Annotated in this window: 17 protein-coding genes; 8 read left to right on the forward strand and 9 right to left on the reverse strand. The window is 67.4% G+C overall.

Translation table 11 applies throughout. From position 1 onward, the window contains the following. Positions 1-273 precede the first annotated feature (273 nt). The 3 genes from QHF89_RS44135 to QHF89_RS44145 all read left to right on the forward strand — a co-directional run bounded on the left by QHF89_RS44135 (position 274) and on the right by QHF89_RS44145 (position 2,741). Positions 274-951, forward strand: a complete 678-nt coding sequence (locus QHF89_RS44135; protein WP_136966916.1) for a dienelactone hydrolase family protein — start codon at positions 274-276, stop codon at positions 949-951. 63 nt (positions 952-1,014) lie between these two features. Next, positions 1,015-1,635 carry a PE-PGRS family protein gene (locus QHF89_RS44140; RefSeq protein ID WP_284721739.1) on the forward strand — a complete coding sequence of 207 codons (621 nt, stop codon included), beginning with the start codon at positions 1,015-1,017 and terminating at the stop codon, positions 1,633-1,635. A gap of 23 nt (positions 1,636-1,658) precedes the next feature. Then, the gene (locus QHF89_RS44145) at positions 1,659-2,741 is read left to right on the forward strand and encodes a serine/threonine-protein kinase (RefSeq protein WP_136966914.1); all 1,083 of its coding nucleotides are present in this window, start codon (positions 1,659-1,661) and stop codon (positions 2,739-2,741) included. Between the two features lie 68 nt (positions 2,742-2,809). On the opposite strand, the gene QHF89_RS44150 is transcribed toward QHF89_RS44145, so the two are convergent. The 6 genes from QHF89_RS44150 to QHF89_RS44175 form a co-directional block, all read right to left on the reverse strand. Beyond that, positions 2,810-3,433, reverse strand: coding sequence for a hypothetical protein (locus tag QHF89_RS44150; protein WP_136966913.1), 624 nt, complete (start codon positions 3,431-3,433; stop codon positions 2,810-2,812). A 762-nt stretch (positions 3,434-4,195) separates the two neighbouring features. Then, positions 4,196-5,392, reverse strand: a complete 1,197-nt coding sequence (locus tag QHF89_RS44155) for a hypothetical protein (RefSeq protein WP_136966912.1) — start codon at positions 5,390-5,392, stop codon at positions 4,196-4,198. Between the two features lie 2 nt (positions 5,393-5,394). Beyond that, complete coding sequence (locus QHF89_RS44160; RefSeq protein WP_136966911.1) at positions 5,395-6,630, reverse strand: hypothetical protein; 1,236 nt, start codon at positions 6,628-6,630, stop codon at positions 5,395-5,397. Positions 6,631-6,664: 34 nt separating this feature from the next. After that, positions 6,665-7,474: an RNA polymerase sigma factor gene (locus tag QHF89_RS44165; RefSeq protein WP_284721740.1), complete on the reverse strand. Its 810-nt coding sequence runs from the start codon at positions 7,472-7,474 to the stop codon at positions 6,665-6,667. A gap of 200 nt (positions 7,475-7,674) precedes the next feature. After that, positions 7,675-8,766 carry a hypothetical protein gene (locus tag QHF89_RS44170; RefSeq protein ID WP_136966909.1) on the reverse strand — a complete coding sequence of 364 codons (1,092 nt, stop codon included), beginning with the start codon at positions 8,764-8,766 and terminating at the stop codon, positions 7,675-7,677. 55 nt (positions 8,767-8,821) lie between these two features. Then, entirely contained in the window at positions 8,822-10,045 is a 1,224-nt protein-coding gene (locus QHF89_RS44175) for a hypothetical protein (RefSeq protein WP_342763989.1), read from the reverse strand. Positions 10,046-10,188: 143 nt separating this feature from the next. Here QHF89_RS44175 and QHF89_RS44180 point away from each other — a divergent pair, with 143 nt between their 5' ends. Then, positions 10,189-10,698 (forward strand): hypothetical protein, encoded by a 510-nt coding sequence (locus QHF89_RS44180; protein ID WP_136966907.1) that lies wholly within the window; start codon positions 10,189-10,191, stop codon positions 10,696-10,698. A 36-nt stretch (positions 10,699-10,734) separates the two neighbouring features. Here QHF89_RS44180 and QHF89_RS44185 read toward each other — a convergent pair whose 3' ends face one another. Then, a complete protein-coding gene (locus QHF89_RS44185) occupies positions 10,735-11,529 on the reverse strand; it encodes a DUF2383 domain-containing protein (RefSeq protein ID WP_136966906.1) in 795 nt (264 codons plus the stop codon). A gap of 25 nt (positions 11,530-11,554) precedes the next feature. Between QHF89_RS44185 and def the strand changes: the two genes are divergently transcribed. After that, positions 11,555-12,130: a peptide deformylase gene (def, locus tag QHF89_RS44190; RefSeq protein WP_284721741.1), complete on the forward strand. Its 576-nt coding sequence runs from the start codon at positions 11,555-11,557 to the stop codon at positions 12,128-12,130. Between the two features lie 9 nt (positions 12,131-12,139). On the opposite strand, the gene QHF89_RS44195 is transcribed toward def, so the two are convergent. Then, entirely contained in the window at positions 12,140-13,411 is a 1,272-nt protein-coding gene (locus QHF89_RS44195; protein WP_136966904.1) for a vWA domain-containing protein, read from the reverse strand. Positions 13,412-13,547: 136 nt separating this feature from the next. On the opposite strand from QHF89_RS44195, the gene QHF89_RS44200 reads away from it, so the two are divergent. Genes QHF89_RS44200 through QHF89_RS44210 form a run of 3 tightly spaced genes read left to right on the forward strand, consistent with a single transcriptional unit; the run spans position 13,548 to position 16,001 of the window. Next, positions 13,548-14,069, forward strand: coding sequence for a nucleotide exchange factor GrpE (locus QHF89_RS44200; protein ID WP_136931244.1), 522 nt, complete (start codon positions 13,548-13,550; stop codon positions 14,067-14,069). Then, a complete protein-coding gene (locus QHF89_RS44205; RefSeq protein ID WP_136966903.1) occupies positions 14,066-14,779 on the forward strand; it encodes a hypothetical protein in 714 nt (237 codons plus the stop codon). Before QHF89_RS44200 ends, QHF89_RS44205 begins: the two co-directional genes overlap by 4 nt. 49 nt (positions 14,780-14,828) lie before the next feature. After that, complete coding sequence (locus QHF89_RS44210) at positions 14,829-16,001, forward strand: hypothetical protein (protein WP_136966902.1); 1,173 nt, start codon at positions 14,829-14,831, stop codon at positions 15,999-16,001. Positions 16,002-16,005: 4 nt separating this feature from the next. Here the strand turns inward: QHF89_RS44210 and QHF89_RS44215 are convergent. Then, on the reverse strand, positions 16,006-16,691 hold a 686-nt coding region (locus QHF89_RS44215), incomplete at its 5' end, for a thioredoxin-like domain-containing protein (protein ID WP_284721742.1).

Here is a 16,691-nt window from a genome sequence, read left to right on the forward strand (position 1 = left end):
TTGCTTCGCCGTCGTATCGAACCCCCGCCTCGACAGCCGCCCCGGCCATGACGAACGAGAGCGACGAACCGTTCGGCGCTCTGCGAGATCGCGAAGCGAGCTCGCCTCGGGGGGTGAATTGGCCGGGCTTCGCCTGGCCGAGAGGGGGACGCGAGGCGTCCCCCTCGGGACAAAAGAGGCCTAGAACATCGAGCGGTGGTCAAACCGCTCGATGTTCTAGGCTATGCTCCGCCCGCCCGCGCGGCTGCGCGAGGATGCACGGAGGCGAGCACCATGTACGAACCGATCAAATTTCCGACGAAAAGTGGGGCCGAAGCGCCGGGTGAGCTCGTGGCGCCCGAGGGCGTGGAGCGGGCGCCTGCCGTGGTGCTGATCCAGGAGTGGTGGGGGCTCAACGGGCAAATCCGCCACGTCGCCGCGCGCCTCGCCCGCGAAGGGTTCCTCGTCGTGATCCCCGATCTCTATCACGGGCGCTGGACCGTCGACCCCGCCGAGGCGCAGAAGCTCATGGAAGGCCTCGATTGGCCGCGCGCGCTCGACGAGATCGGCAGCGCGGCCGCCTACCTGAAGACGCATCCGCGCAGCAACGGGCACGTCGGCGTGATCGGATTCTGCCTCGGCGGCGCGCTCTCGTTCGCCTCGGCCACGCTCGTGCCGGAGCTCGAGGCCGTCGTGCCGTTTTACGGGCTCGCCCCCTCGGACAAGTTCGATTACGCGAAGGTGAAGGCGCCGATCCTCGCGCATTTCGCCAGCCAGGACGAGTGGGCCCGGGCCGACAGCGCCCGCGCGGTGATGGAGCAGATGCAATCGCGCGGGCAATCCATGGAACTTCACGTGTACGAGGCCGGGCACGCGTTCGCGCACGAGTCGCGCAAGGACGTGTACGTCCCGGAGGCGGCCGCGCTCGCCTGGAGCCGCTCGATTGCTTTCTTGCACCGGCACCTCGGCTGATCCGCGGGGCCGCTTTTCGGATGACTTGGTTGGAGGTTTCGGTCGATGTCGATGAATCGTTGGATGAAGACTTGGCTTTTCGTCGTGCCTTGCGCGGCGGCACTCGGCTTCGCGGGGACCGGATGCTCGGACGAGCCGGACGGCTCCGGCGGCGCCGGCGGTGAAGGCGGCGCGGGCGGCTCGCCGGCGAGCAGCAGCTCGAGCAGCTCGGGCAGCGGCGGCATGGGCGGCATGGGCGGCTCCGGCGGCGCGGGCGGCGGCTGCGGCGATACCATGACGGATCCGGAGAACTGCGGCACCTGCGACAACCAATGCGCGCCGGGCCAGACGTGCGCGGGCGGCGTGTGCACCTGCGGGTCGGCGAGCGTCGCCTTCGCGGACGTGCAGACGATCCTGTCGGCGAGCTGCGCCGTCGGCGGCTGCCATTCGGGCGCGGCGCCGAAGCAGGGGCTCGATCTGACGAGCGCGAACGCGCACGCGGAGCTCGTGGACGTGCCGGCCGAGCAATGCGCGGGCGGCACGCGGATGCGCGTCAAGGCGGGCGCCCCCTCGGAGAGCTACCTCATCGACAAGATGATGAACGTCGACAAATGCGGTGGGAACAAGATGCCGCCGTCCATCGCGCTCTCCAACGAGAAGATTCAGGTGGTGTCGGACTGGATCTGCGGCGGCGCGTTGCCGTGATTCGTTGAAGGGGACGGGGACCGATGTACTGCCCACGTTGTCTCAGGCGTTTCGAGGATGAAGAGCACCGCTTCTGTCCGTACGACGGGACCAAGCTCGTCGCGACGCCCGACGTATCGGCGCTCCGCGCCAAGCCCACGCCCGAGACCGGCGTGGTGCTCGGAGGCCGCTACGAGGTGCGAGGGCTCATCGGTCGGGGGGGCATGGCCCGGATCTACCTGGCGCTCGATCGAAACACGAGCGAGCCGGTCGCCATCAAGATGCTCGATTCGCTGCACCTCCGCGCCCCCGGCGCGCGCGCCCGGTTCGACCGGGAGGCGAAGGCGGCGAACGCGCTCGCCCATCCGAACATCGTAAAAGTCCTCGATACGGGGGAGCGGCCGGACGGCGTGCCGTTCCTCGTGATGGAGTATCTCTTCGGCGAGACGCTCGGGGATTGGCTGCGTCGCGAGACGACGATGCCGCTCCACATCGCGCTCCCGGTGCTATCGCACACGGCCTCGGCGCTCGGGGTAGCGCACCGCGCGGGGATCGTGCATCGCGACGTGAAGCCGGACAATCTCTTTTTGGTCGGTGAGCCGGGCGAACCTTACAACACGAAGGTGCTCGATTTCGGGTTGTCGAAGCTCGAAGCGGCCAAAGCGGTCACGCAGGCGGGGGTGGCCGTGGGGACGCCCGAATACATGCCGCCGGAGCAGGTGGTGGGGGACAAGTCGGATCCGCGGTCGGACGTGTATGCGCTCGGCGTGATGATGTATCGGATGCTGGTCGGGGAGCTGCCGTTCCGCGCGGACGATTATGCGGTCCTCCTGGCGAGGCAGCTCATCGTGCCGCCGCGCGAGCCCTCGGACGTGCTGCCGAACATCGATCGGGCGACGGAGGGCGTGATCCTGAAGGCGCTGCGCAAGAAGCCCGAGGATCGGTATTCGACGATGGAGGCGTTTGGCGACGACCTGGAGCGGCTCATGGGCAAGCGGCTCGGTTCGCTGTCGGCAGGGCTCTTGCCGCGCGGGCCGGACGTGTACGAGCCGAAGGATCAGCTCTCGCGGACGGCGGCGAAGTTTTTTTACAACAAGCTCGGGATGACGCCGCCGGCTTGGAAGTGACGAGCGGGCGGCGCCCTCGAAGGGTAAGGATGGCCCGGCCTTACCGCAGCGTCACGACCGCAGCTTGATCACAAGGGAACCCGAAGCAGCACGCGCGTCAGGCCTCCCTCCGTCGTTCCCGTGAGCGCCACAATCCCAGCGCCCTCCAAACGAGTCAGCGCCGGCACGAGCGTCCCCGAATACGACAATTCGGGAAGGCGGTCTCGCAAACGTGCGATGACGACGAACCCCTCGGCGTCCGGACGCATTCGTGACAGTGCGAAATGAACGAGCCCCTCGGCGTACGCGTCGTCTCCGAGCCTCCGGAGTACCACCGCGTAATTCGCGACGTACACCGCGGCGTCCTGGTACGGCCGCGCCGCGCGCATGATGTCGAGGAGGAGCTGCTCGCCTCGTTCGTCATGCGCCACGGCACCCACCGAGACGTGGGTCGCCGTCATGGACCGCGGGGGCGGAAGCGGGGGCAGGCGATCCGAAAGGCGAGCCTTGCGGAAGCGCTCGCGCACGCTGCGGAACGCGGCCCCGAGCGCGGCATGGGCCCGGCTCCACGCCGACGGCGCATCTACGACGGTATCGCGAGGCGGCTCGGAATGCGCGACGCTGGGGCGCGTCCCGCTCTGCGGCGGGCGTGCGGAGCGATCCATCAGCGTCGTCGCGACGTCATCCTCATCCATGTACGGTGCGGCGCTCATCGTTTCCCTCTAGGAAAGTCACCGACCCGCAGAAGAGGACGATGGAGGCGAGAGGTGCTTGCCCAAACGCGCGCGCCCCCATCGCCCGCTTCTGCGGGTCGTTTTGCAGAAAACCCGCCCGAGGCCAAACACGGCGCCTTTTCGTTTACGAGGCCAGGAGGACCGTATTCGGCTCGGGCAGGAGGGACGAGCGTCGAACCCTCGGTTTGGCCTGGCGCGCGTTCGCCGGAGGTCCGAGTCTCGCCCCTCACCAGCGCTACATGATCGAGGAGGCGATTCGGATCGACGAACGTGAAAAATAGGTGGGAGCTTTGACGACTCGGCGAACCAAAACGGCGCGAAGCAGCAGAACGTCACGGCGTCGGCAGGGTCTTCCGAGGCCGCGCCTGTGGGCTGCTCTCCCCCGTCGCGAGGCAGAGACCGGGCAGGAGCACACGTGCGGGAGGGAGCATTCCCAGGCTGACGCCTCGCGCACCGCTCCCCGCACAGGACGAACCCTGCGCTACACCGCGCCACCTGATCGCCCCGAACAAAGTTTGGCTTGACAGGACACCCGTTCTAGGACAAACATTTTGTCGGAGGGCGCGTCCACGCCGGATCCACGAACTCGAGTCACCCACCCGGTCTCCGGGAGACGGGCCGAGAAAAACGCCTTATCGGCACTCCGGTCTAAGTGGGCGCGCCCTCCCCTTTTCGAAACCACGTCTTGGCGTCACGCGCGGGAAGCAGTCCTTCCGGACGCGGCGAGCAGGAACGGGGGTTCTACTTGGGAAACTCGAACGGCGCGAGACAGCAGAACGTCACGGCGTCGGCGGGGTCTTCCGAGGCCGCGCCCGTGGGCTCTCCCCCCGTCGAGAGGCAGAGGCCGGGGATGTAGGCGAGGTCCGTGATCGCTTTGCTCCCGAGGGCTCGGCCCGGCGGGAAGACGTTCGTGCACTGCTCGTCGAAGGACGCCACGTCCACCGTATTCTCCCCCGTGGTGCATGCGCCATTGCTGTAAAACCGCAGGTTTCCGATGCACCCGCTCCCGACGGGGCTTCCCCCGCACTCGCACGCCGTACAGCCACGCGTGTCGACCGGCACCTCGCCGTAGAGGTAGATGGGGTCATAGCGGTCGTAGTTGCCGGGGCACTTGGCGTGTATTCCCCGGAGCGCGACGCACTGGAGAAACGGATACGGCAGGTCGTACATGCACCGGTGCGTGGACGTCTCGCACGTGCCCTCGCGCTCCTTCGCCTCGCAGGCGAGGCCGATCCACTTCCAGTCGGTCGTGGTCGTGACGGTCGCCGGCTTCGTGATCGACGGGCAAGCCTCGCTCGTTGGGCCGGGGAGCGGAGAGGCGTAGACGGACTGCGCGCAAGGCTCGCCGCTACAATCAGCCCCCGCCGGCAGGGCGTTCGTGCTGGTGCACGAGCCGTCCCAGCCGGCGGGACCTCCGAAAGGGAGCGTAGAGGCTCCTTCCTCCGCGCAGGTCCCGGCGCGAACCTCGATCGTCTCGGGGAGCTTGGTGCACGAGCCTTCCGAGCTCGGACACGAGCACTCGCACGCCGCGGGCGGCGCGTCGAGGTACGCGTAGCGCCGGTACTTCTCGAAGAACTCCACGTCGTCGCCGTAGCCGCCCAGCTTGCGCGCCTCGTCGCAGTTCGCGGGCGCGAGCTCCCGCGGCCCGTACCAGAGGAGCATCGTCGTGCGCGGCCAATCTCCGGCCGATTCGCTGCTCGGCTCGGGGACGCAGCGCCCCTGGCCGTCGCTGCAAGTGGCCTGGGCCCCGTCCGGCTCGTCGGACCCGCCGTCCGCGTCGTCGGCGGCGTCGGTGCCGGCGTCGGCGCGACATGCGGGAGAGGGTTCCAGCGCCTCCGGGTCGCACTCGCCACGATTGTAAGAAGGTGGCGCCGAGCAGGCTTCAACGACAGCCAGGCCGAGGATGGACACAAGAGGGAAAAGCGCGACAATTCGCATGGTTAAAACTCCCAAACGCCTACAAATTGAGCCGTGATCATGACGGGAGGCTGCTCCGCCAAGACCGTTTCGCCTGCGACGATTTTCAGGCCACTCGACAATCCTAGAACATCGGCGGACGAATTGAGCGAGAAAGACGGTGTTACACGGACGCGGGCGCCGAGGCGTCCGCCCGCTCCCGGCTTGAAATTCACGAAGCTTGCGGGCTTGTAGCTCTGCGACGAGAAGTCAACGTTGATCACGCCGAGGTGCCCGAGCGCGCAGCCGAAGAACCATCTGTAGTGTCCGCACACGCTCGCGATTCCGCCAGCGGTCATCGCGCTGATCGGTTCCCCGCCGACCGCCGTCGTCAGCCACGCAGCGCGCCCCTCAATCCCGAGCGACACGTACTCGCTCGGCCGCAAGCTCGCCCCCACGGAAAGTCCCACCGCGGGACTCCATGACGCCACGCCAAACACCACGACCGGCCCCGCGCCGACGGAGCCGCGCACGCCTTTCTTCTCTCCGTCGCCTCGGTTCGCGTCCGGGTTGTTGTCGTCTCCGAACGGATCTTCCTGCTTCGAAAGCTTCGTCTCACCCACCACCACCGTGGGGGCCACGCTCTTCGGCGGCTCCTTCTCCGGCTCATACACCGCCGGCACGGCTGGGGGCGGCGCGGGCAGCGGCTTGAACGTGATCCGAACCGGCAAGTTCCCGCCCTTCGGCGCCGTGAACTTCACGGCGACCTCCTCGTACCCGTCGAGCTTCGCGCGTACTTCGTGCTCCCCCGCGCGGACAAAGAACCAGGACGCCGTGTGCCCGCCCGTATCCTTGGGCTCCCCGTCCATCGTCACCGCTGCGCCCACGTGCGACACCATCAGCTCGATCCACGCGCCCTGCGCGCGCGCCGCCTCATGCGCCTTGAAAAACTCGCCGCGCTCCTCCGCCGACGTCGTCGCGAGGTGGATCGCGTCGAGCAAATACTCGGGGGCAAACTCGGGCCGGCCGAGCGTTACGAGCAAGACGCCGAGCCGCCCGCCGACGAGCGGATCGTGGCGCACGTCGAGCGCTTCCATGTAGGCCCTCGCCGCCGCGCGAGGATGGCCCGCGGCACGCTCGCGATCGCCCAGCGATGCAAGCGCGCGGAAGCGCAGGTCCTCCGCGCTCTCCTCGCCCTCTTCCTTGTCGATCGGCGCGTCCGCCCATGCGGGCGATGCGAGTCCACAGAGGAGAACCGATACGAGACCGAGGCGGCGCATACCCGCGATCGATAGCGCAACCCGACGGCGACGTCTACCCGGACGAACCGTTCCCGCCGACCAACCAATGCCGTCGCCCCGAGGGTTTCACCACGAACGGCTCGGGAGCCCTTCCACGGCGCGGCACCACCGTCGTCGTCGCTGGCGCTGCCGCGGGCGGCTCGGGGTTTGTCAGCGGGCCCGAGACATCCGCTGCCCTTGCCACGTCGGCGGCCGAGGCGCCGATGACGCGGGCGGCCCCGGTCGCGACGGCATGGGGCGTGTGCGGTGCGGGCCGGGGCAAGGCGAAGAACAGCATGGCGAGGAGAAGGTGTCCGAGCGGGTACGCATACTCGCCGACGGCCCCGAGGACGCGGCGTCCGAACAGAGCAAGCAGTCCGGGGCTGCCGAGGTACTGCTCCTTCGGTCCGAGGGCGCGCAGCATGTTCGTGCGCGCGGCGGCGAGTCGCGATTTCACGGTGCCAAGCGGGATGTCGAGCAGCTCGGCCGCCTCCGAGCACGTGGACTCTGCGAGGTCGACGAGCACGATCACGAGGAACTGCTCGGGCGAAAGCGTCTTCAAGGCCGATAGAAGCGCGCGGCGGGCCTCGGAACGAAAAGCCCCTTCCTCCGGCGACACGTCCGGCGTCGCCGTGCGCTCGGCGTCGCCGAGATCCGGACAGAAGTGCTCGCGCTCGCGCCGCGCTCGGCGCTTCTCCTCGCTGCGGAGGTTCTTGGCGATGCCGAACAGCCAGGGCCGAACCCCGTCGGGGTGGGGGGTGTAGCCGGAGAGCGCCCCGAGTCCCCGCACCATGAGCTCCTGCATCCTGTCGGTGGCGAGGATGTCCGATCGACTTTGCAGCATGCATGCCACATCTGGACGAAGCGCGACCAGTTCGGACGTGAGCGGAGAGGGAATCGTTGTACGCGCCATGTTCCCCCTTCATGATCGGCCGAGGAATTTGGATCGAAGAAATCGACTGGCTCGCGTCGTTTTCCGTCCTGCCGCGCGGGGACCCGACCTCTTGTCCCCAGCCGTGCCGAGCGGGTCCGCCTTCTCCTCCCTCAGGTGGATGGCTCGCCGCCCTTTCGCTGGGCTTCGAGTTTGTCGCGGAGTTCGCCGAGGGATTTGATCGAATTGCGGTAGAAGCTCGGGGACGGCTCCTCGCGCGTGGGTGGTTCGCTTTTCGCGTGCGCCTCGCGCCGTCGCTCCAATTCCGCTTCGAGCCTTCGCTCCAGCTCCGCGAACAGCGGTTCGACCACGGCGAGGCCCTCCTCGGGCTTCCGGTTCAAGCCGCAGGACTCCGCGTAGAACTCCGTCAACCTGCATTGTTCGCCGAAGCTCGTGAAGCCCGCTCCAACGAGATTGCTCCAGGCCTCCCGGCAGACCTCGAAGGGTTGTTGGAGCATACAGGCTGCATTGAGAATATCTTTTGCAATTTCTTGCCTCGCTTCGAGCACGAAAACCTGGAAGGCCTCGCCTTCACCCGCGCGCACAACGACGTCCGCCTCGACCTTTCGGTAGTCGGCAGCGACCTCGGCGAAGCTCCGATCCCGCGATTCTGCAAAGGTCTTGAAGACGGCGCTGCGTCCTTCCCACAATGCATCGTCGAGCTCGGCGACTCTCTCTTCTTCCGGGGTCGGCTGGTACGCCTCGTCCATACGCCGCGTGATTCGTCCTGGGCTGAGCTGTCCCCTTTGCTGGGCAAGGAGTTCGTCCCGAAGGTCCCCCAGGTGCTCGATCTCATCTTCGTAGAAGCGCGCGGGCTTCTGCGTCGCCCTTGCTTCCTCGAGCCGTCGTTCGAGTTCGGCGAGCAGAGGCTCGAGCACCGCGAGCCCCTCCTCGGGCTGCTCGTCGTACGCGCAGCACTCCACGTATAACCATCTCTCTAGACATTCTTGTTGGATGCACCCGAAGCCGAGGCGGAAAGCGTTGTTCCACGCCTCCCGGCAGACCTCGAAGGGCGGGTGCTTCGACTCTGCCGCGGCGAGGATCGCCTCAGCGACGCGTCGTCTCGTCTGAAGCACGCCGAATTCGTTGTCGCCCATTCGCGCCACGAACTCCGCCTCGAGACAACGGAAGTCGTCGACGACTTCGACGAAGCTCCGGCTCCGATCCAACGATTTCGCCAGGAGCGCGTCGCTCGCTTTCGCCATCTCTCCTCCTAGCTGATTCATTTTTTCTTTTTCTGTGATCATATTATACGAATTGTTACCATTTGATGTTCGGGTATATGCACGACTCCCAGGGGGCTGCCGTTGGCCACCACTTCTCCGCCATGCATTGCTTATAACATTCATTACATTTCGACGAGTTCCACGTATCCCCGTGTTCGCTCTGCACAGGCGTCTCCAGGCAAGCTGTCCGGTGACGATTGCATTCATTCTCCCATTTGGGCCTCTTCCGTAGCGCCTCCGCGACATCCTTGGCAATCTCCATGGTGACAGCAAACACCATCGTCGCCACGCCCGCTTCAATGAGGATGTCGACGAAGACGATCGTCACGGTCGTCACGGTCACGATCACGACCTCCCCGACCAGCCCCCGCTCTGGCATCGTCTGCCCGTTCGCCGGAGCGGGCGATTCGGACAGGCGCAACTTGCGCAGCCGGAGGAGGTCCTCCGGGACGGTCATGCCTCGCAGCGCGATCCGCGTGCACCCCGCGAGATCCGCGTGGGGCACGCCCTTCGACGCCACATCAACCACGCGGCCCTCCTCGTCGACCAGCACCTTGTAGTCGAACGTGTAGGACCCCCGGTCAAGGTCACCTCCGAACTCATCCGCGCACGCTCGCAGGCGCTCGGCGGTGGCATCCGGCACACGCGGGCCCTCGCTCGCCGCCGGATAGGTGATCTTGGCCCCGCAGCCGAGCGGCACGAGCGCCATCGTCACGCAGCCGAGGAGCCCGAGCGAGAGGAGCGTTCGTGTGCGCTGGAACAGCATGGCCGAGATGCGACCAGACACCTCGAACTGCGTCAAGGCAGGGTGCGCGCGGTGGCTCTGCATTGCGGCGGCGCGGACGCCTCGGAGACCATCGCCACGGTCGCCCGCCTCTTTTGCGGACCACGCTGACGTCACATGTATCCACGTCGACGCCACCCGACGCCACGTCATCGTCGGCTCCAAGCACGTCGACGTCGCCTTCAATGACGTCGAGTCGCCTGCGATCACGTCATCGTCGCCTGCGATCACGTCATCGTCGCCTGCGATCACGTCATCGTCGCCTGCGATCACGTCATCGTCGCCTGCGATCACGTCATCGTCGCCTCCAACCACGTCGACGTCGCCCGGCACCACGTCATCGTCGGCGCGGACCACGTCGACGTTGCCTCCAAGGACTACCGAGTCGCGTGCAACGACGTCGACGTCGTCCGGGACCACGTCATCGTCGGCTCGAACCACGTCGACGTCGCCCGATGATGCGACATCGCACACCTTGCCGCCCTCACCGTGGTGCTTCTGGTCGCGATCGCTGAAATTTTGCGGCCACAGCTACTGCGCGTAAATACGTTGTTGACAAAATCTCCCCCGTTCTGAAATCTGACCGACGTAGGGCAAGAGACGAAGGGGATGATTGGATGAGCAACGGACCCAAAGCGATCTACAACGGGCCGAGCGTGTGTGACATCACGGACATCAAGGACGACATCATCGACCTCCCGGACGGCGAGAAGCAACATCTCAAGTTCGAGAAGGACGGGCTCGAAGAGGTGCTCAACGAGCTCCACCAGGCCAAGAGCGGCGCGCTCGCGAAGGCCGGTATCGCAATCGATGTCGTCACGCGGATCGAGGGCCGCACGGGCCGGCTCAAGGTCGTCCGCGAGAGGAAGGGCATCGCGAAGAAGATGTACGAGGTCCTCGACGAGACCGAGGCGCACGAGGAACACCTGCGCGAAGGGGATATCGCGATCGTCGCGAAGACCGTGCAGACGGCCGCCAAACACATCGACCCCAGCGTGGCCGCGTCCTTCGAGAAGACGCTGAAGTATTACTCCCAGATCGGCGAGAAAGCCGCCGCGACGAGGCGCAAGAACGCCAAAGCGGCCGCGGAGGCCGCCGCCGAAAAGGCGAGCGACGGCTCCACATGACGACGGCTTCGTGACGTCTGCGCTCGCCTCTCCGCGTCAGGCCGCCTTCACGAACTTCTGCAGCGATTGCGCAAGGTCGTGCGTCCGTTGTTGCTCGGGCGAGAGCTCCTGCAGAACGAAATCACGTACGGGTGGTTCGAGCTCGTCGAGGTCCCGCGCATATCGCTTCTTGCCTTGATCCTCGCCCTCTTCCAGCGCGGCGAGCGCGGCGCGGTGGCCGAGCAGGTCGGCGCCGCGCTGCACGATCCGCGCGAATGCGCCCCATACGCCCGAGCTCGGCGCAGGTTCGCCGCCGAGCTCGCTCACCTTGCCCCGGAGCTTGTCCACCCGCCGCTGGTGGCTCTCGAAGATCTGGCGCAGCGAGCTCGTCAGGTCCGGGTCGCGCACGCTGCGGAGCGCGAGATCGTAGGTCTCGACGCTCGCAAGCTCGCCCCGCAAGAGGTCGTTCAGCCGGTCGAGCGTGCTCTCTTTCGAGGGCTCGCCTGTGCGCCGGGTCGAGGGCACTTCGTCCTTGAACGCTTCTTTCGCGGACTCGGCCGCGGCGCGCGCGACGGTGGCCACCTCGGTCGCCGCGGCGGCGATGTCGCGGCCCGCGTGCCCGAGGTGGGCCTTGGCGCGCTCAATCGAGCCGCTCTCGCGCTCATCGCTGCTGCTGCGCTCGATCGGGGCGTTCTCCTCGCCCTGCACCTCGTGCTCGACGTCCGTTCGTCCGCTCGTCTCGGTGTCGCTGCCGTGGGGGACGTTCGTGGAATAGTCGGGCTGGCGCTTGTCCTGGTTCATGCGCCGATCCCTGGGGCGCACGCGCGTCCACGTCGAGCGCGCGTCGTCCATGACGTATCGTGGTAGGCTCGCGCCCGTGACGCTCCTCAAGATTGCTCAGATTGGTCATCCGGTGCTTCGGAGCCGAGCGCGCGAGGTCGAGCGCGACGAGCTCGCCACGGCCGAGGTGCAGGCGTTCATCGACGACCTCGTCGAGACGATGCGCGACGCGAACGGCGCCGGCCTCGCCGCCACGCAGGTCCACGTGCCGAAGCGGATCGTGGCGATCGAGGTCAAGGACAACCCGCGGTATCCGTACAAGCCGAACATCCCGCTCACGATCGTGGTCAATCCTGTGGTCGAGCCGCTCACGGAGGAGCGATTCGACAACAACGAGGGGTGCCTGTCAGTGCCGAACCTGCGCGGCATGGTCGCCCGGTTCGCCGAGGTGCGCGTGACCGGCTGGGATCGGCATGGGGCGCCGTTCGAGCGCGTGGCGCGGGGGCTCACGGCGGGGACGTTCCAGCACGAGGTGGACCACCTCGACGGGAAGCTCTTCGTGGATCGGGTGACCGATACCTCGACGCTCTGCACGTGGGCCGAGTTCGATCGGTTCCACAAGCAGGCGTTCGTGGAGCGGATCGTGCCGTTCGTGAAGCGAATGGGGGGCTGATTCAGCGAATCACTTCGGGATGACGATCCCGCAGGGGAACTGGACCGAGAGGGAATGGTCGCCCTGCTTGATCGTATCGCACGCGGCGCCGAGCAGCTCGATCTCGTCGGGCGCGTTGAGCCGCCAGCCGTTCATGTCGTTGTAGGGGAGGGCCTTGCCGTCGAGATAGACCTGGCCCTCGGCGGCCGCGGTCTCGTCGACGATGCCGTTCAATTTGAGCACACACGAGCGGACGCCGTTGATGATCTCGTCGAAGGCGTCGATCAGCGTCTGCGGGTTGAGCGCCTGGTAGTACGGGGCCTTCTCGGCGCCGCCGATGGGCAGGCCCGCGCCCGCATTCGCGAGGTCCTGCAAATGCCCGAGGCTCACGTCGGCGCCGACGCTGATCACGAAGGTGCGGACGTCCTTGCCAAACGCGGCCTGCGCGGCGGCGATCGACTCGTCCTGGCCATTCTGGGGATTCGGCTCGGCGCAGGTGTCGGGCTCGCCGTCGGTCGCGAGCACGAGGATCTTCGGCCCCTCTTCCTGGTACGCGACGAGATCCGTGGTCACGGCCGTGATGCTCTCGCCCGTGGGCGTGTCGCCCGCGGGGCTCTGCGGGCCGTACACGGCGTCGATGGCCGCGTGGTTGTTCAGCGCGAGCGGGACCTTCGCGAGCATGGGGCACGTGCCGCCCCCGTTCCCGCCATTGCTCGTGTAAAGCGCGAGCCCGAACCGCACGTCCTTTTCGAGCTTCTTCACGATTCCGGTGTTCGGATCCATGAGCGTGTCGTAAAGGACGCTCCAGCGATCGCCATTGCCGAAGCCCTCGGTCATGCTGCCCGACTGGTCGATGAGCAACATCACGGTGGGGATCTGCTTGTCGAAATTGACGTTCACGTCGGCGCATGCGTCGGCGCCGGTGCCCATGCTGGTGCCCGTCGACGTCACGAAGTCGATGCCGCCCATGCCGCCGGACCCGCCCTCCCCCGTGGGGATGCACCGGCCCTTGACGTTGCAGACATGCCCCGCGGGGCAGCCGGCCGCGCCGGGGGCGCAGTCCGCCGTGCAGGTGCCGCTGATGCCGCAATACAGGCCGTCCGAACACGCGAAATCCTCGCCGCAGGTGCCGCCGCACTTGCCGGCGTAGACGGTCTCGCAAGGCGCCGCGCCGGTGCTGCTCGAACCGCAGCTCGCCGCGAGCGCGGCGACCCAGGACGCGAGCCCGATCGCGAGGATCGGCGCGAAGAGGCGGCGGAAAAACGTAGGCGGATGGTCATGACGATGACGCTCGAAGTGCATGTGCAAGCTCCTGTGTTTGTCCTTTCGGGAGTGTAACAGCCCACCACGCAGGCGCGCCGAGGTTCCGCGCCATCCCCTCGCGCATGGGCCTTTTGAGCATGGTCGCGGCGTGGTACCCTGCTCGCGGATCTCCTCGATGCAGACCTATAACCTCGCGAAATTGAGAGCGGATCAGCCGAATTTGTGGCCGCCGCTCGTGTTGCCTGCGTGTCTGCTCGCGTGCGAGGCCGCGCCCGGGACCACGAGCTCGTTCGAGCTCGCCTACTTCGCCCCGGGCGCCCAGGATCCGAAGGTCGAACGTTTTTCGCTGGTGCACGCGGCCGACGTCTCGGCCTCCGACGTGGAGGTGCTGCGCGCCGCCGGGCACGAGGATGTCCTGCACGTGGCGGCGGCCGGCGTGATCACGGCGATCCTGCGGGTGCGGGACGATCTCCGCGTGGCGCGCGTGTCGAAGCGGGGGCCGTGGCTGGATCTGCACCTCCAGCGGCTCGACGGGCGGGCCGACGGCGTGCTCGTCGTGTTCGGGACCCAGGGCGCGGATCCCGACGGCGTGCTCGCGGACGTGGTGAAGCACGTGCATGGCGCGCCGGGTGGGCGGAAGATCGCCGGCGCCGTGGCATTCGGCGGAGGAAAGGCCGCGATCCGGGTCCTGTCATGATCACCTTCGCCTTCGGGGCCGAGGCCTGGCCGAAGAGCCTCACGGTGCCGGACGTCGAGCGCCACAAGAGCCTCCTGATCCAGGAGGCGATGTACGCGCGGCTGACGCAGCCGGCGATGGTGTTTCGCACGCTCTCGCGCGGCGCGCTCTACTGGGAGCGCTGGCTGCTGGAGAAGGACCCGGGCCGCTGCGACGAAGAGCGCGTGCTGTCGGGCCTCGAGCTCGCGCGCGACGCGGGCGACTGGAAGGAAGCGGAGCTTTTGCTCGCGCACTGCGAGGCGTCGCCGGACCTCGGCGGGCGGCCGTTCCTGGAGGCCTGGAGCGTGATCGTGCGGGATCGGCTGCAGGAGCAGGTCGACAACGAGCAACGGCTGGAGATCGCGTTTCAGAAGTTCCGGGGCGCGAAGAACGTTCCGGACGAGGCTGCGCGCGCGGAGCTCGCCCGCGACGTGATGGCGCGCGCGTCGGAGATCGGGCAGGTCGGCTCGCCGGTGCCGGTGAACGCCCTGCTCGCCCGGATTTCCGCCGCGCAAGGCTGGAACGAGGAGGCCGAGGGGTTCTACGCGGCGCTGCTCGTGTGCCGGCCGCTCTGGATCCCGTACATCGTGCAGCTCTCCGAGCTCCAAGCGAAGACGGACCTGAAGCGGGCGTTCAGCACGATCGAGACGGCGAAGAGCCTGCTCGGCGCGGATTTCTGGCTCGCGACCTGAAGGCGTTACGGAGTATAGGGGCCCGCCCTTCCCACGAGCGAGCTCCTCCGTGAAGCACTCTGCCCTCTTCCTCACGCTCGTCCTGTCCGTCGCTTCGGCCTCGGGTTGCCGAAGGCACGGGGCGGACGGGATCAACTTCGAGCACCAGCACGACCTCGCCTACAAGGCCTTCGTCGAGGACGCGCCCCCCGCCGAAGCCTCGCGCGTCGAGATCCACGAGGCCCTCGAGCTGCCGGACGCCTTCTTCTACGATCAGCATGCCGCGACGCCGGAGACGAGGTTCACGGCAGCGCCGGGGTATCCGAGCGAGGAGCAACCCCATCGTGTCGTCGGCATGATCTCCCTGAAGGAGCGCGTCGACCTCTCGGGGTACGACGAAGAGGGGCTCAAGGCCGCGTGGAACAACGAGGCGCTGCGCGCGCGCCGGGAAAAACTCCTCGCCGCGGAGGCGGCGCGCCATGGCGCAAACGCTCTCTACTTGACGAGCAGCGTCACCGATCGCTGGGCTCGAATGCCCGAGCGGAAGCGGACGTATTACGCCGTCTCCCTCGCCCCCGAGTCGCCCAAATACCCCGACGTCGAGACGCTCCTCGGGCGGCTCGCGCTGGCCAAGGACGGCTACCACGAGGTCAAACGATTCACCGCGAAGCTCGAAGACCTCCGCGACCGGGCGCCCGAGACCATCCAGCTCAAGCGCGGGCATTGTTACATGATGGCGATTGCCTTCCATCCCGAGCCCATCGAGCGGAAGTTCAGCGAGGTCACTTCGATCAACTTCAGGTACAAGGTCCCCAATCCGGAGGTCTTCCCCGGCGTACCGCACGTCAACGCCGGCGCCGGCGGCTTCAGCCAGCGGCGCGACGGGGATCAGAGCAGGTTTTACTCGAAGCATTTCCTCGACGGGATCTGGTCACGCACCGGTGCCGGGGAGATCGCCTGCCCCGTCTATCGGGCCCAGCCCGCAGAGCTCTCGTTCACGACCTTCGACGGCAGCGCGCTGAAGAATCCGCCCAAATTCGAGCCCGGGCGGGGCACCGCGGATTTCGTGGTCTACGAGCACAAGCTCACCCCCGAGAAGTTCAACGAGGCGGCCTGCATCCGCTGCTACAACGTGGCGCGGGAATGCAGCTACCGAGAACCCCTGTCCGCGTGCGCTGATCTGAACAAATGCCTGCAGACGGCAGGCGTGGCGCTCGGCGTCTGCGCCGATCGATATCGCTAATTCGCTAATCTGTGCCCGCGTCCACGGGCGCGACGCCGCAATCGGCCGGGACCCCGCTGCCCGGGGCGAGGACGTCCACGCCGTCGTAGCAGAAATTCTCGGGCCCCTTCGCATAATACGTGTCGAGGAAGGTGCCGAGCGCGGCGGTGTCGAGGCAATCGGCGCGGAGGAGGCCGCCCCACGCGGCAGCGGCGAATCGGACGTCGAGCGCGGGATCGGGGACGACGATGATACGCGCCTTCAAGGGCGCGACGCAGAGCGGATCGGCCGGGCGCGCATCGAGGAATGCCGCGAGGGTCGCGAGCTCGGCTTCGCAGCCGCCCTCGCAATGGTACGAGAGGACGACCGCGCCGTGTTCCATCGAATGGACGAGGAAACCACGCGGGACGGGCGCGTCGTACCATTTGAACGCAGCCCACGAGGGGTAATGCGGGCCCGAGGTCGGAGGGTTCGTCGCGTACACGACGGGAGAGCACATCGGGACATGCGGGGCGGGCGCGATGGGCACGGCCATCGTGGTGACGGGGCAGGCGCTGGCATCGTCCGGTCCCGCGTCGGGTTCGCTGCCGCCGGCGCCGCCGACGCCGCCAGCGCCTCCGCTTCCGCCGCCGGTGCCGCCGACGCCGCCGCTGCCGCCAGCGCCACCGCTTCCGCCAGCGCCTCCGGTGCCGCCGACGCCAGCGCCGCCGG

Origin of the sequence: Polyangium sorediatum, assembly GCF_029946465.1 — a bacterium.
GTDB classification, from domain to species: Bacteria; Myxococcota_A; Polyangia; order Polyangiales; family Polyangiaceae; genus Polyangium; species Polyangium fumosum.

What these genes read in the sequence shown, in the direction of transcription:
- QHF89_RS44135 (WP_136966916.1), top strand. Translation starts at nt 274, where the DNA reads ATGTACGAACCGATCAAATTTCCGACGAAAAGTGGGGCCGAAGCGCCG.
- QHF89_RS44140 (WP_284721739.1), top strand. Translation starts at nt 1,015, where the DNA reads ATGAAGACTTGGCTTTTCGTCGTGCCTTGCGCGGCGGCACTCGGCTTC.
- QHF89_RS44145 (WP_136966914.1), top strand. Translation starts at nt 1,659, where the DNA reads ATGTACTGCCCACGTTGTCTCAGGCGTTTCGAGGATGAAGAGCACCGC.
- QHF89_RS44150 (WP_136966913.1), bottom strand. Translation starts at nt 3,433, where the DNA reads ATGAGCGCCGCACCGTACATGGATGAGGATGACGTCGCGACGACGCTG.
- QHF89_RS44155 (WP_136966912.1), bottom strand. Translation starts at nt 5,392, where the DNA reads ATGCGAATTGTCGCGCTTTTCCCTCTTGTGTCCATCCTCGGCCTGGCT.
- QHF89_RS44160 (WP_136966911.1), bottom strand. Translation starts at nt 6,630, where the DNA reads ATGCGCCGCCTCGGTCTCGTATCGGTTCTCCTCTGTGGACTCGCATCG.
- QHF89_RS44165 (WP_284721740.1), bottom strand. Translation starts at nt 7,474, where the DNA reads ATGCTGCAAAGTCGATCGGACATCCTCGCCACCGACAGGATGCAGGAG.
- QHF89_RS44170 (WP_136966909.1), bottom strand. Translation starts at nt 8,766, where the DNA reads ATGGCGAAAGCGAGCGACGCGCTCCTGGCGAAATCGTTGGATCGGAGC.
- QHF89_RS44180 (WP_136966907.1), top strand. Translation starts at nt 10,189, where the DNA reads ATGAGCAACGGACCCAAAGCGATCTACAACGGGCCGAGCGTGTGTGAC.
- QHF89_RS44185 (WP_136966906.1), bottom strand. Translation starts at nt 11,529, where the DNA reads ATGGACGACGCGCGCTCGACGTGGACGCGCGTGCGCCCCAGGGATCGG.
- QHF89_RS44195 (WP_136966904.1), bottom strand. Translation starts at nt 13,411, where the DNA reads ATGCACTTCGAGCGTCATCGTCATGACCATCCGCCTACGTTTTTCCGC.
- QHF89_RS44200 (WP_136931244.1), top strand. Translation starts at nt 13,548, where the DNA reads ATGCAGACCTATAACCTCGCGAAATTGAGAGCGGATCAGCCGAATTTG.
- QHF89_RS44205 (WP_136966903.1), top strand. Translation starts at nt 14,066, where the DNA reads ATGATCACCTTCGCCTTCGGGGCCGAGGCCTGGCCGAAGAGCCTCACG.